Below are 13,631 nucleotides of genomic sequence, written 5' to 3' on the forward strand. Positions count from 1 at the left end.
TAATATTCAAACAAGTATTTACACAGCTATTGAATATTTCTATATTTGATTAAGGAATCATTAACAAATCTGATGATTCCTTAATATATTATAGATAAATCCATAAAAAAATGAAGTTTAGAAATATAATCACACTCTGTTTCTCCCTTCTTACAACTGCATCATTTGGTCAGAACGCACATATTTATCCTCCAGAACAAGCGAAATGGGATGCAGATCAATTGGGTAACCAACGTGCTGTGGTACAAGTACACCAAAAAGGCCAAACTATTACAGTCAATTTACCTTGGCGAAACAGAAACGTTAGTGCCGATCAACAGGTTATTGTAGTAGACAGCAGTAGCAATAAACAGTATTCGCCTTTGCAGTACGGTAAATTTTCCGAAGAATCTGGAGTTATTCAATTTGAAACCAATTCTGGTCCTGGAATCTATTATGTTTATTACTTACCTTACAAATTAGGAGGAAAAAGTAAAAATTATCCTGACGCACTTTATTTAAAAAATAATCAGGTTGTAAAACAAGATTTAAAACCTGAAAATGAAGCTTTTAAAATACTGCGCTTCGAATCGGTTGACAAGTTTAACAGCAACGATGAAATGGATTTAATCGCCAGCCAAACTGAGAAAGCCGATTTCCTCCGCAAGAATAACCAAAAAGCCTACCTACTATTCCCCGAAAACATCAGCCATCAAATTAAATCTTCTAAATATTTTCCTCAACGTTGGACCTCTCAAAATATTGAGGGTAATATATTGAAAGGAACGACTGACAAAGGTGTATTATTTCCATTTCAGATAGGTATATATTCTGATAAACAGGATTTAAAAAACATTAGAATTAGTTTTCAACCGGAATCAGGGGGCTCGAATAAAGCATTAGGTGCTTCATCATTTACTTGCTTCAATACGGAAGGAACAAGTTATGCAGGAAAGCCGTTGAAATTTGATCTTTCAGTCAAAAAAGAGGCTATTCAAGCCATTTGGTGTGGAATTGAAGTTCCTGAAGCCCTAGCATCAGGAGTTTACAAGGGAAAGATCCGAATTGAGGTTGCAAACGCTGAAGCAAGAGAGATTCCAATTCAATTACAAGTGACTGATCGGGTTGCGACAAATAAAGGTTATGATGAGCCTTGGAATTTGACCCGCTTAAGTTGGTTAAATTCTACCTTAGCTCAAGAAAATACCGTTATACCCCCCTATTTACCATTAAAAATGCTAGGTAAGTCCAGTATTGAAATCTTAGGTCGTCAAATAGAATTACAAAATAATGGTCTTCCGGCGCAAATTAAGACATTCTTCGCTGAAGATATGATTAGTATGCAAGACAAGGGAAACAACATCCTAAACAAGGCCCTAGCCTTTCGAGTGATCGATAAATCGGGTAAAGATGTTGCATTTCAATCCAAAGGATTAAGTTTTGATAAAAAAGATGAAGGTCTCTACTCTTGGCACGCCGTAAATGAATCCGATAAATTACAAGTTGTTATTGCAGGCTCTTTGGAATTTGATGGATTCATGGATTATCAAGTGCAATTAATTGCAAAGGAGAATATGGATCTTTCTGATGTACGATTAGAATTGCCATTAAATCCTGCATTCAGCAAGTATTTTATGGGATTAGGTGAAAAAGGCGGATTTAGAAAAGATAAAATAGATTGGAAATGGGATGTCAAGAATAAGAATCAAGATGGGGCTTGGATTGGATCTGTCAATGCAGGTATTCAGTTCTCCTTACGAGATGAGCAATATTCTCGACCTTTAAACACCAACTTTTACTTACAAAAGCCTTTAATATTACCTAATTCATGGGGCAATTCGGATAAAGGTGGTATCAAGATTCAGGATGATAAAGGCACAACTTTGGTAAACAATTACAGTGGAAGCCGTAGTCTTGCCAAAGGCGACACATTATATTTCAACTTTCACCTGATGATTACCCCATTCCACACCATCAATACCGATTGGCAATGGAATAACCGATTCTTTCATGCCTATAAGCCAATTGAGCAGGTTAAAAATAGTGGTGCCAATGTGATTAATCTTCACCATGGTAGTATAGTAAATCCATACATCAACTATCCATTTGTGGCAACAAAAGAAATGAAAACCTACATTGATTCGGCACACCAAGCTGGATTAAAAGTGAAAATATACAATACAGTCAGGGAGGTCTCAAATCGATTATATGAGTTATATCCATTACGAAATTTAGGCCACGAAGTATTTTCTCCGGGTAAGGGAGCTGGATATTCTTGGCTGCAGGAACATATCAACGAAGATTACATCGCTGCTTGGTATGTACCAGAATTCAAAGATGCGGCAATAATCAATAGTGGTATGAACCGCTGGCATAACTATTATGTAGAGGGCATGAATTGGCTGATCGATCATGTTGGAATTGATGGAATTTATCTTGATGATGTTGCATTTGACCGTATCACGATGAAACGTATTAAACGCGTCATGACTAAAAACGGACATCCAGGCATCATAGACCTTCATTCAGCAAATCAATTCAATAAATCCGATGGATTTAACAATAGCGCCAACCTTTATATGGAACATTTCCCCTATTTGAATAAATTGTGGTTCGGTGAGTATTTCGATTATGAAAATAATGGACCAGATTTCTTTATGACAGAAGTTAGTGGTATTCCATTTGGCTTAATGGGTGAAATGCTTCAAGATGGCGGAAATCCATGGCGTGGGATGGTTTATGGTATGACCAATCGTTATCCATGGGAAGGCGCTAAAGATACTCGTGATATTTGGCGTATATGGGATGAGTTTGGCATTAAGGACAGCAAAATGCTTGGCTATTGGGTAGAATCTAATCCAGTGAAGAGCAAACAAGCTGACATCTTAGTAACGAGCTATGTGAATAAAGGCAAAACAATGTTGGCAGTGGCCAGTTGGGCAAAAGATAATAGTGCAGTTGATTTACAGATCGATTGGAAGCAATTGGGATTAGATCCGAAAAAGGCGAAGATTCATGCTCCGGCTATTAAAAATGTACAAGAAGCTAAAAACTTCAAAGTAGGTGAAGCCATACCTGTAGAAAAAAATAAAGGGTGGATTTTGCTTATTGAAAGTTAGCAAAACAATTAAAATTGATAGTATTGAAGCCCTGCTGGAGAATTCTAGCAGGGCTTTCTTTTAAGCATGATTTAGATTTATATTGACAAAACAATAACTTAAATTAATGTTCATGTTAACGAGTATATTTCACTGAAAATTAACATATTAATAATTTAAAATAAACTAAAATATTTGTATTATTACACATAATTACTAAATCCATTTTCAGGATGAAAAAGGAACAATTATACATAAAAATAGCTTCTTTACCTGCTTCATTAAGAGAAGAAGTGGCTCATTTTATTGACAATCTTCTTCAACAGAACAAGGAGTTTACAACAATTAAACGAGTTCCAAATAAGGCAAAGGGGAAAGTTGCAATTAAGTCAAATTTTGATGACCCCTTACCTGGCCTTGAACCATATAGTAAATGAAACTTTTAATTGATTCTCATGTAGTAATTTGGTTTGTAAGCGAAAAAAATAAAATTCCGAAAAAGTATTAGAATTAATAGTAGACACGGAGAACACTTGTTATGTAAGCATTGCTACTTTATGGGAGTTAAGCATAAAGTATTCACTTGGTAGACTTTATTTAAATATTTCATTAAGTTCATTGTTTTCCATAATAGAAGAGTCTGGATTTTTGATATTGCCAATAGATTCAAAACACATTATTACAAATTCGTCATTACCATTTCATCATTATGATCCATTTGATCGAATAATTATATCTCAAGCGATATCGGAACAAATTCAATTGATATCAAAGGACAAAAAGTTCAAAGAATATCTTCCTGATATAATTTGGAAATGAGAAATGAGTTAGGATGTGTGAAATAATTTATGAAAAATGTCTGTTTTTTATTTGGGAAACTGTCTTAAAACAGTTGAATTTAGATAGTGTTAAAATTAATTGAACTCATTATCAACACAATATTAAATAAGTTTTGGTAGGACTATAAAAATTTCTACTTTTGTCGCGGAGAGTTGGCAGAGTGGTCGAATGCGGCGGTCTTGAAAACCGTTAACTGTCACAGGTTCGGGGGTTCGAATCCCTCACTCTCCGCACAAAAATCCTTCATCGAAAGATGAGGGATTTTTTGCGTAGAGTGAGGGTTCGAACCTTGCGCTGGCCGGGGTTCGACCCGGAGGGGGTTCAGGGTAGCGTGCGGGAATCCGAGCGGCTGAACCAATCCCTCACCAAATCCATTCATTACAAAAACCATATCAATTCATTTAAATCTCATCGAAAAACCACATTTCATTTAATTCTCTAATTAATAATCCATCACTTCCCTACCAAGTCTTTTACAAATACATAACAATACCTTATCGCAAAACCACACTTCATTTAACACTTTAATAAACCAATCCCTCACCCCTACCAAGACTGATACAAATACATTACAATACCTCATCGCAAAATCATATTCCATTAAACTTTCTTTTAATCTAATCTTATCACTTTATTAATTCCGCAAAAACCATTTATGCGCCATACAATTAGTAAATTTACCTATAAAGTAATTTAATAAATTCAAGATTTAACGCATGAATATCAACCAAGCTATAATAACAGATATAAAATCCATCATCGCTCAATCCAAAGACAAGGCTATTCGTGCTGTTGATAATCAAAGGACCTTGATGTACTGGCTTATCGGTAAACGTATTTTTGAAGAAGAACAAGAAGGGAAAGATCGGGCAGATTATGGTAAATACCTTATTGAATATATTGCTATCGAACTAGAACCCGAATTCGGAAGTGGATTTTCTAAAAGACAGATAGAACTAATGAGGCAATTTTATCGGACTTTCCCAATTACGAATACACTGTATTCGCAATTGAACTGGAGCCAATATAAACTACTTATTAGACTTGACACCGACGATCAAAGACAATTTTACATAGCCGAAGCCATAAAGAACAATTGGACGGTTCGCCAATTGGAAAGGCAGATTTACAGTAATCTGTATGAACGCTTATTAATGAGTAACGAAAGAGAATGTGTATTGGCTGTTGCCAAAAAGGAAAAGAAACTATCTAATGCAAATGAAATCATTAAAGATCCCATGTTTTTAGAGTTCCTCGGACTAAAAAAGCACGCATCTTATTATGAAAAAGATTTAGAGAGTGCTATTATAACTCATCTTCAGGATTTCTTATTAGAATTGGGAAACGGCTTTTCATTTGTAGCAAGGCAAAAACGAATCCATATAGTAGGTGATGAGTTTTTTGTGGATTTGATTTTCTACAACCGTTTATTACAGTGCTTTACCATTATTGAAATCAAAACCACTAGATTGACACATCAGGATATCGGACAATTGCAGATGTATGTAAACTATTATGACCGTATAGAAAAACTTCCTCATGAAAACCCAACAATAGGAATCCTTCTTTGTGCCAATAAGAATGACGCCGTGGTACGCTTTACTTTACCCGACAACCAAAAACAAATCTTTGCAAGTCAATACCAACTTTACTTGCCAACGGAAAAACAATTGGTGGATGAAGTGAAAAAAGAATTAGCAAGTTATGAAGGGAAGACCAAAAACAATCACTTTACTCCCTAAAAGTCTAATTGTACTTAGTATTCAAGTTGATAAATAGAGATCGGCTTTATCAGAATTACTCCTAATCTGTCTTCTTTATAACCAACTAATAGCATGTCATTCTCTTTAAAAGGGTATTTTAGTTAACTTAGAATATCTAGAGAGATTTATAATCTAAAAGCGAATTGTATGAGCAGAAAAGCTATAGGACATCACTTCTTTATCATCGACAAAAAGTTTATTCTACATTTTGATTCTGAAGTCTACCGTAAGTTTTACTCCATCATTGATTTTGATAGCTTTGAAATTATCAAAAGTAATGGATCTACTTTTCACTATTTCAAGGATAAGAACCATGTATATCTAGATAGTTATATGAATACTTTTACGATTTTATTGGATGCTGATCCAACAAATTTTAAAATATTGGATTTTGAAAATGGAAAAGCTACATCAAATAGTAATGCTTATTTGTATGACGAGAAATTAACACATGATTTTAGTGATTATATAGAATTATCAGACTATTATCAATCTTTCGGAAATGAGGTATATTTTGGCTACAATAAACTCATTCCTGATGTAGATATACAAACTTTTGAGGCACTTCATCCTAAAGAAGTAAAAATCGTTGCAAAAGATAAAAACCACGTCTATTTCAGGGATAAAATTGTCCCAGAAGCTGATGCTAAATCATTCCAGTTTTTAGAAGCATGCTTTACTGATGAATATTACCAGGAACAAGATCATACATTTTATGCAAAGGATAAGAATCAAGCGTATTATATAAATACCATTAGTAAGGATTTTAAGGTTATTAAAACTAAAAACATAGATAAGTTCCATTTTAAAGTTATCGACAATCTGGGCTATGCCTATGATGATACTTATCAATATTTATTTGGAAAGAGGAAGAAGATTTAGATAGGATTTACATGATACTATTTTAAGTTTGAAAGAACAAATCCAGGAAATTTGGAATAATAAAAACTTTTCTCATTTTAAGTCCTTTAACTTAATAGTAAGTATTAAAACGCTCTTAAAAGATGAACATAGATGATAAAATCATTGAATCCTCGATTAGATATGGTAAGCCAATAATTACAGATGAAATTATTGAGTATTACAGAAAAAATCCAAAAGAATTGGATTCCATTATTAATCATTCGAGCTTTCAGACTAAATTTTTAAAATATTTTTTTGTTTTGGGATTAAGTTTGACTGTTGGAGTTCGATTAATGCGCTATTTCTTTGATGACAATGCTTTTGGGGAGTTCATTGATAGAGTCATTCTAGATGTAATATCAGAGATAGGAATTGCTATTTTTGGCGGTGCATTAACAGTTTACTTTTTAGAATTCCTTAGAAAAAAACATTTTCAAGAAAGTATTCAATTCCGGAGAGAGTTGATTAAAAGAATCGCTGAAGTTGAGAAAGGAGAGGCTGGAAATAAATCCTAACCTTAGTTTTAGAAATTATTCAAAACATCAAATCCTAATTTCCAAAGGGATTATCTATCACATACAACCAAGTACCATCCTTTTGCTTTCTAATCACTTCGGTACTTTTCCCCGATATCTCCATAGGTTTACCGTCTTCATTCCAGGTATTTATTTTCCATTCAGCACTTAATAAGGCAATATCTTCAAATATGATACAGGATTGATTAATAGAGGTCATCTTCCCTCCTATTTTCAACAAGTTAAGATGCTCTTGATGAAATTCTTTTTGACCTGAAATAATGGATTTATCATATGTTACCACTTTAGCATCCATTTCAAACAATAAGTCAATATTTTCAACATTTCCTGAATTATAGGCCTGGGCAAATGTCTTGTTCATATCTTCAGGTTGCGTGGGAGCTTTGATAATTTCCATAAGATGCTAAATTTAAGTAAAGGATAAGAGTTTGTTGTGTGATTTTAACTAAATTAAAAAAAAATGACGTTCAATATTCAACAATTGAAAATTAAACATTTTTATTAAGCATGTAAGAATATAGCCAAATAAAAAGAGGCTGCATACAATAATACGATGCAACCTCTCATTAAAGGTATTGATTTATTTAAATGTCTATATTTCTCGATAGCTAGGCAATTTGAGAATCGAAGAACACAATATATTGCGTTGGATTCAAGCCTTTATGATCCTTTATTGATTTAGCGAATTTACCATATGAAGAAAAACCGGAGATGGCGGCTAAATACGTTAATTTAAAATTCCTTGCCTCTTCCGTCGTTTTCAAATAGTTATCTAAATAGGCTAATCGTAATTTGTTAATGTAATTAGGGAAATCTAGATTTTTGTTTTTATTAACCACAAAAGAAAGGTATTTAGAGTTACAACCAATATCCTTTGCTGTCGAAGCAATTGAGCAGGCAGGATTAAGATAAGCTAATTGATCCTCCCAATTTGCTAATGCTCCTAAAATTTTCTTTTCTGTTTCAAGATTCATGTAATCTTTTTTTGGCACTCTTAGCATAATATTTTCCATAATTTAAAATATTAATGATTATTTATCTGTTAATTATTAGGTTATTCACTAAAACTCATATAATATCCTTTGTTATTGGCTTTGCCATCAACTAGGTCCTTTATATTTCCATTTTTTTCTTTTTCCAACTGATGCAGTTCTTCATAGTCCTTACTATAAAGTGCATCTGGTACTACATTGACATCGAAAATGAGCTCTACTTTTGCAGCAGTTTTAAAATTGCCATAAACTTCAATCCAATGTTTTACATAGCCTACATTTTTAGTGCTATTATATGTTACACTAACAAGCCCCTCTTCCCCTGCCGGAATATTCATTGTTGTCGATTTATTAATCAATAAACAACCACAGGAAGTAATAATATCTGTCATAATCAAGGGATGTGACCCGATATTCTTGACTTTAAAAACGACATCTAATGGTTGTCCGGTTTGAATTGGATAATAGTGTCTATCATTATCAATCACTTCAATTTGAGTTTTTTCATTCTTTGGATCAAAACATGATGCAAAAAGAGAAACACTTAATAAACAAATCAAAATATGTATCTTTTTCATAAGCTGTTTTTATAAATTAAGGATTTGAATTTCATCGATAGCTATACGTTGATTCTCATTTTTAGCTGGTACAAGGATTAGATCAACAGCAACGTCCTTTTGGAGGATTGGTAGTTTTAATCTTGTTTCTATGACTTCATGAGAACTTGAAACGGTTTTGAATTCTTTTTTAAGTAGAATCTTATTATTCTGCTTAACTATTATGGATTGTATAGTATTAAATCGATGTTTTTTATGGATTAATTGTCGAATAACTAATTCCTTAGGATTAGTATCAGGCACATTAAACTGCAGATGTGTCTCTTGATTTCGAATAACCCATCCTTGATTAAAATCTGATGGAAAGCCCAAAACATTATTTGCTAATAGATCTATTTCGGATGCTGAAACAGGATCTTGCCCTATTGCATTTAATGCTTTAGGGTTTAGCAGATTGATTTTAGAATTTATGGATGAATATGATCGCCAATCTTTTAAATAATTTGAAATAGAGCCTTCAGACTCTTTGTAAATTGCAATTTCAGTTGCTTTCGCCTCCCCTTCAAATCGATCAAGTAATTGATTAATTTCTTGTTTTACAGAAATACGATCGCTTTTTTTCATAAATGCCCCGTCTTTTTGAAGGCCGTTGAAGTAGGCTATTTGTAGATTAGTATAAAGTAGTGCTAAACGTAATTTTCTAAGACGAGATTGCTCATCTTCACCTGCAGATTTATACACCAACTCCAAATGTTTATTAAAATCTTGAAATGAAGAAATACTGAAATAGGTCTTTGTGATTTGAGGAAATGCTGCATAAAGTTCATATCCTTTTTTATTACTAAATGACTGATTTTCCAATTGGAGGTAATACTCCGATAATAATTCATGTGTTTTTGGATAGAAGCGTTTAAAATACCTTCTAACAAGATCATTCACAGACAGCTCAGAATCAAACATCAAAGCTGCTGAAACATAATTTTTCACATCATCAAAACTACTGTAATCATATCCACTGGCATTTAAGAAAAGACCATTTATCCCCAAAGACTTAAAGGTTTTCAGTTGGTTTTGCAATGCAAGTAAAGAAGGCTGAGGGCTTAAGTAGTCATCAAAATTTGATGCATAATCCCAAAGAAAGATATTGTCTGTTTTGGCCTTCCATTGGTACAATAAATTTTGAAAACTTTTAAAGGCTTTACCATCCGAAAGAGGTTTGCCTTTAGGAATATCGATTGTACTGATAAATACACCAGCATTATCGGCTAATCCATGTTCAGGAGCTTCTTTAACGGGTCCATAAACTATGGTAAAAAACTTATGAAATGGAAACTTCTCGCTTAATCTATTAATTAAATGGACTACTGTTGCTGTACTATTAACTTCCTTATTTCCCAATTCAGTACATCGGTCACATGTACAAGCTATTTGATTATCATTTGGAGCAATCATGAAATAGGTAGGTTTATCATGCCTTCCTTTTCCATAAGTATCTAAAATATAATGTTCCAATTGATGGAATAACCCATCACTAGAAAAGCAAAATTGATTCTTATTCAATTTATCTTGGTAGGTGGCATATACATCTTTATCATCTTTGATGAATCTAGAAAGATTATGACCCCAGATTCCCCAATCGACATCTACGTTATTTGTATTCCATATAGCCGCTATATCTAAATCAGTATTGGGTTGATAATGCGGTTCTCTATAAGAAAAATCAAAAGATTTCTGATGATCATGGAAGTTAATCCATGCTGGTGAAATATCCGAAGAATCGAAATTAGTATTAACTTCAGCAATTCGATCAATTAATTGGTAAACCATCCAAAGAGCTACACGGTCACTTTTTACAGTAATATGCAATCGTTGACTTACGTTAGAAATGCTATAGTCCTGTTCTAAATCTTCATCAAAATGAATATAAATGCTTTTATATCCTTTTGGAATATTTGCATCAGTATTTGCTACCTGCAATATTGATGTATCCTTAGCTCTTTTCTTTAAATGATCAAATAAATAAGAAGCCCATTTCTCACTTTTAGCATCACCTTCATTTAGGATCACATAACCGTCAGCAGCCAATTGGCTGTAGCTATTAGTACAGCTTAATAGCAAGAGGAACAGCATTAACAATATGAAATTAAAACGATACATGGACTTGTAAATACAGATTGTATAAATTTCTATAAAGGGAATAAGAAGGATTAGTCTCGAAGTTATACCAAGTACCTAATACGCCTATTGAAAGGTTTTTGGAAATCATTCGACCTGCACCAGCACCTACCATAGCATTTAATACGGAATATGAATTAACGAATTGGTAGTTAATAATATCTATATCAGGGCTATTACCAACATTGGCCATTCCCACTATGTAATTCTTAGGTGAGTTTAATGCATATCGAGCTTGAACGCCGAAATTAAATAACATAATATCGTCTAATAGAAACTGTGTATATTTTGCATTTAATCGAAAGGAATTGATTTCTTTGGTTACTCCTATAGTTGCATTATACATCGTTTCTTCCGTATATAATTTACGATAGCCTATTGCCACTTCGGTTTCCCATTCCTTTTCTAGGGTTCTCGATAAAGCAATTTGAGCGGCTAACTTTGGAAAAAACATCTTAGAGTAAGCTAAGTCTACTCTACTTGACCATTTAGGCGACCAGCTTCTTCCCCACTCTAATTGTGCCTGTACTCCCTTTCCTTCCTCACGTCCTGCATAATTAAAGCGAGCTGTATAAGTGTCTATTGAAGACAACCTACTGTATTCAAAGGTTGAAATAGTCTGTATATTGCTCATATCACCAAAACGTGTCCTAAGGTGATTTAATCCAACTTGGTTTTTCAATCCTCTTTGATTTAAGTAGTTCAAATGAGCTTTAAAATCCTCTTGTTCTAAGTAGGTAGGCTCATAATATCGCTGATAAAAATAGGCTGAATCAAATTGATGCAAATTTTCATAGGCTAGACCTTTAAGGTACTTCATCTCTTTATCTGCCGGTTGATAAACCAATGCACTGTTCATGACTTGGATTAACTCTGTATTTGAACGTTCTTTTAATAACTGTTGACCATAATCCTTAGAAAACTGAACAAAACTTAGTTGCACCTGTTCATTAAATGGATATACGTTAATTTCTTGTTGAACTGCAAGGTACATTTCTTTAACAGCTGCTCCATTTAGCATATTTGCTGTTAGTAATTTCAGTTTAAATTGGATATCATTAGGATACACCTTATTTGCGTGCCTTGCGTAGTTTAACATTTTAGAATATTCCTTCAATTGGTATGAAAGATTAACCGCATACATTAAAGCATCTTTATTTTCTTGATCATGTTTTAACCATCGCTCCGACCAAGCAAAGGCTAGTGCATATTGCCCAGCTTCATTTGCCTCCTTGACTATCTTCTGAACCAATGCGTGATATCCTGACAAATAATTTGATTTCTTTTCTTCTGCTACCTTCAGAAGTAATTGTTCATAAATTTCAGCAGCTTGCTCATATTGTTGTTGTCTTTCATAAATTCCGGCTAACTTGATGTATAGATCTTCATTGGAAGGATCTTGTGTAATTTTTTCCTTTAATAGAATTAGGGCATCTGAGAATTGACCTGTTTGGAAATACGCATTGTACAAGCCATTCAAAGCAAAAGCTTGTTGTTCTGGATCACCATGTCTTAAAACCTCATTCAATTTAGGAAAAGCTGTTTTATACTCTTGGCTTGCCATATGATCACGGATTTCACCAGTTAAAACATTCAAATAGGCCGCTTTTATATCTGAATCAGTAGGATAACTTTGGAATAAGGACTTCGTAATTTGATTAATTTTATTTTTATCGCCTTTTAGCTTATAAACATCCAATTCTTTTAATGACAAGACTTTACTATTACCTCGGACAGTCATAAATCGATGTAAAATGTCTAAGGCTTCATCATACTGCTGTTGAGCAACAGTAGAATTAAAGACATATTGAAATGCTTCCTCATTCCCTTCATCATTGGCCAATATCTTGCCATATAGAACTGCAGGATCATTTGCTTTGGCATATCGTGCTGCTTCAACTAAAAAATAATTGTATTTACTAGTATAGGATGCAGAACCGCCAATTTTCATTTGCTGTTGAAGGAGGCTTAAGATCTCATCATAACGGTTCTCATGATCAAGTATGCTTATTTTTTTATCGATTAAAGCACCATTATTAGGGAAATGATTCAATCCTCTTTCTGTTGTTGCCAGAGCAGCAGGATAATCACCAGTTTTAATGTAAGAATTAATTAAATCAAGGTATGTAGCTAATTGATTAGGTCTTTCTTGAAGCAATAGCTTATTAATTTCAATAGCATCATCAATTTTTCCGTTCTTACGCAATGTATTTGCCGAAAGTTCCGCTTGGTAAACGATGTCTGTTTGAATTTCACTATCATCAGGAAAAATCTGAGAAATCCTTTTTAGTAACCTGTCTGCTTCAACCTTATTTCCTTGCAACCTATATAATTCGATTTTTTTGCGCCATAAACCTCGCCAATAAGGATTTACTTCTAATAATTCATTGACATAACAAATGGCACTAGAATATCTTTTTGTCTCAGTTTCTACGGTTACAAGTAATTGTTTAGCATCGACGTTTCCTGGATTATATTCTACGGCTTTATTTAGTTCATACCGAGCCTTATCATAATGCTTACGAAGCATGTAATATTTTCCTAAAAACATTCGAAGATCAGAATCCTTAGGTGTTTTTGCCAAGTTCCTATCGATAATTTGTTTTGCACCTTCAAGGTCACCCTTTTTAAAAAGAGCAGATATTTCTTTTACTACATTTCCCTTATCAGAAATATGTAGTTTTTGTTGAGCCATTAGTTCATGAGGATACAGATTTACAACAAATAATGAAGTAAATAAGGCATAAAAAATGGTTCTTCGTTTCAATTTATTTTGTAGAAGATTCAT

General features: G+C 33.5%; 10 protein-coding genes, 1 tRNA gene and 1 pseudogene. 7 read left to right on the forward strand and 5 right to left on the reverse strand.

Annotated features, from left to right (window positions below; all coding sequences use genetic code 11):
• Positions 1–110 precede the first annotated feature (110 nt).
• The 7 genes and pseudogenes from ACP6L2_RS05560 to ACP6L2_RS05590 all read left to right on the forward strand — a co-directional run bounded on the left by ACP6L2_RS05560 (position 111) and on the right by ACP6L2_RS05590 (position 7,098).
• The gene (locus ACP6L2_RS05560; RefSeq protein ID WP_440508289.1) at positions 111–3,098 is read left to right on the forward strand and encodes a glycoside hydrolase domain-containing protein; all 2,988 of its coding nucleotides are present in this window, start codon (positions 111–113) and stop codon (positions 3,096–3,098) included.
• Between the two features lie 212 nt (positions 3,099–3,310).
• A complete protein-coding gene (locus ACP6L2_RS05565; protein ID WP_440508290.1) occupies positions 3,311–3,514 on the forward strand; it encodes a DUF2281 domain-containing protein in 204 nt (67 codons plus the stop codon).
• Positions 3,515–3,581: 67 nt separating this feature from the next.
• Positions 3,582–3,896 (forward strand): annotated as a pseudogene (locus tag ACP6L2_RS05570) (type II toxin-antitoxin system VapC family toxin); the annotation flags it as partial.
• Positions 3,897–4,063: 167 nt separating this feature from the next.
• A tRNA-Ser gene (locus tag ACP6L2_RS05575) sits at positions 4,064–4,148 on the forward strand.
• Between the two features lie 485 nt (positions 4,149–4,633).
• On the forward strand, positions 4,634–5,659 hold the full coding sequence (locus ACP6L2_RS05580) for a PDDEXK nuclease domain-containing protein (RefSeq protein ID WP_440508291.1): 1,026 nt from the start codon (positions 4,634–4,636) through the stop codon (positions 5,657–5,659).
• 168 nt (positions 5,660–5,827) lie between these two features.
• Entirely contained in the window at positions 5,828–6,562 is a 735-nt protein-coding gene (locus ACP6L2_RS05585; RefSeq protein ID WP_440508292.1) for a DKNYY domain-containing protein, read from the forward strand.
• A 122-nt stretch (positions 6,563–6,684) separates the two neighbouring features.
• The gene (locus tag ACP6L2_RS05590; protein WP_440508293.1) at positions 6,685–7,098 is read left to right on the forward strand and encodes a hypothetical protein; all 414 of its coding nucleotides are present in this window, start codon (positions 6,685–6,687) and stop codon (positions 7,096–7,098) included.
• Positions 7,099–7,132: 34 nt separating this feature from the next.
• On the opposite strand, the gene ACP6L2_RS05595 is transcribed toward ACP6L2_RS05590, so the two are convergent.
• From ACP6L2_RS05595 to ACP6L2_RS05615, 5 genes are all read right to left on the reverse strand, one after another.
• Positions 7,133–7,516, reverse strand: coding sequence for a YybH family protein (locus tag ACP6L2_RS05595; RefSeq protein WP_440508294.1), 384 nt, complete (start codon positions 7,514–7,516; stop codon positions 7,133–7,135).
• A gap of 211 nt (positions 7,517–7,727) precedes the next feature.
• Complete coding sequence (locus ACP6L2_RS05600; RefSeq protein ID WP_440508295.1) at positions 7,728–8,132, reverse strand: helix-turn-helix domain-containing protein; 405 nt, start codon at positions 8,130–8,132, stop codon at positions 7,728–7,730.
• A 41-nt stretch (positions 8,133–8,173) separates the two neighbouring features.
• Entirely contained in the window at positions 8,174–8,689 is a 516-nt protein-coding gene (locus tag ACP6L2_RS05605) for a DUF1573 domain-containing protein (protein ID WP_440508296.1), read from the reverse strand.
• Between the two features lie 9 nt (positions 8,690–8,698).
• Positions 8,699–10,825 carry a DUF4838 domain-containing protein gene (locus ACP6L2_RS05610; RefSeq protein ID WP_440508297.1) on the reverse strand — a complete coding sequence of 709 codons (2,127 nt, stop codon included), beginning with the start codon at positions 10,823–10,825 and terminating at the stop codon, positions 8,699–8,701.
• Positions 10,812–13,631, reverse strand: coding sequence for a tetratricopeptide repeat protein (locus tag ACP6L2_RS05615; RefSeq protein WP_440508298.1), 2,820 nt, complete (start codon positions 13,629–13,631; stop codon positions 10,812–10,814). The genes ACP6L2_RS05610 and ACP6L2_RS05615 overlap by 14 nt, the downstream gene beginning before the upstream one ends.

The organism is Sphingobacterium lactis, from assembly GCF_051951495.1.
In the GTDB taxonomy this organism is placed as follows: Bacteria; Bacteroidota; Bacteroidia; order Sphingobacteriales; family Sphingobacteriaceae; genus Sphingobacterium; species Sphingobacterium lactis_A.

Excerpts from the sequence above, each read along its gene's own strand:
- ACP6L2_RS05560 (WP_440508289.1), top strand. The coding sequence starts at position 111 with ATGAAGTTTAGAAATATAATCACACTCTGTTTCTCCCTTCTTACAACT.
- ACP6L2_RS05565 (WP_440508290.1), top strand. The coding sequence starts at position 3,311 with ATGAAAAAGGAACAATTATACATAAAAATAGCTTCTTTACCTGCTTCA.
- ACP6L2_RS05580 (WP_440508291.1), top strand. The coding sequence starts at position 4,634 with ATGAATATCAACCAAGCTATAATAACAGATATAAAATCCATCATCGCT.
- ACP6L2_RS05585 (WP_440508292.1), top strand. The coding sequence starts at position 5,828 with ATGAGCAGAAAAGCTATAGGACATCACTTCTTTATCATCGACAAAAAG.
- ACP6L2_RS05590 (WP_440508293.1), top strand. The coding sequence starts at position 6,685 with ATGAACATAGATGATAAAATCATTGAATCCTCGATTAGATATGGTAAG.
- ACP6L2_RS05595 (WP_440508294.1), bottom strand. The coding sequence starts at position 7,516 with ATGGAAATTATCAAAGCTCCCACGCAACCTGAAGATATGAACAAGACA.
- ACP6L2_RS05600 (WP_440508295.1), bottom strand. The coding sequence starts at position 8,132 with ATGGAAAATATTATGCTAAGAGTGCCAAAAAAAGATTACATGAATCTT.
- ACP6L2_RS05605 (WP_440508296.1), bottom strand. The coding sequence starts at position 8,689 with ATGAAAAAGATACATATTTTGATTTGTTTATTAAGTGTTTCTCTTTTT.
- ACP6L2_RS05610 (WP_440508297.1), bottom strand. The coding sequence starts at position 10,825 with ATGTATCGTTTTAATTTCATATTGTTAATGCTGTTCCTCTTGCTATTA.
- ACP6L2_RS05615 (WP_440508298.1), bottom strand. The coding sequence starts at position 13,631 with ATGAATCTTCTACAAAATAAATTGAAACGAAGAACCATTTTTTATGCC.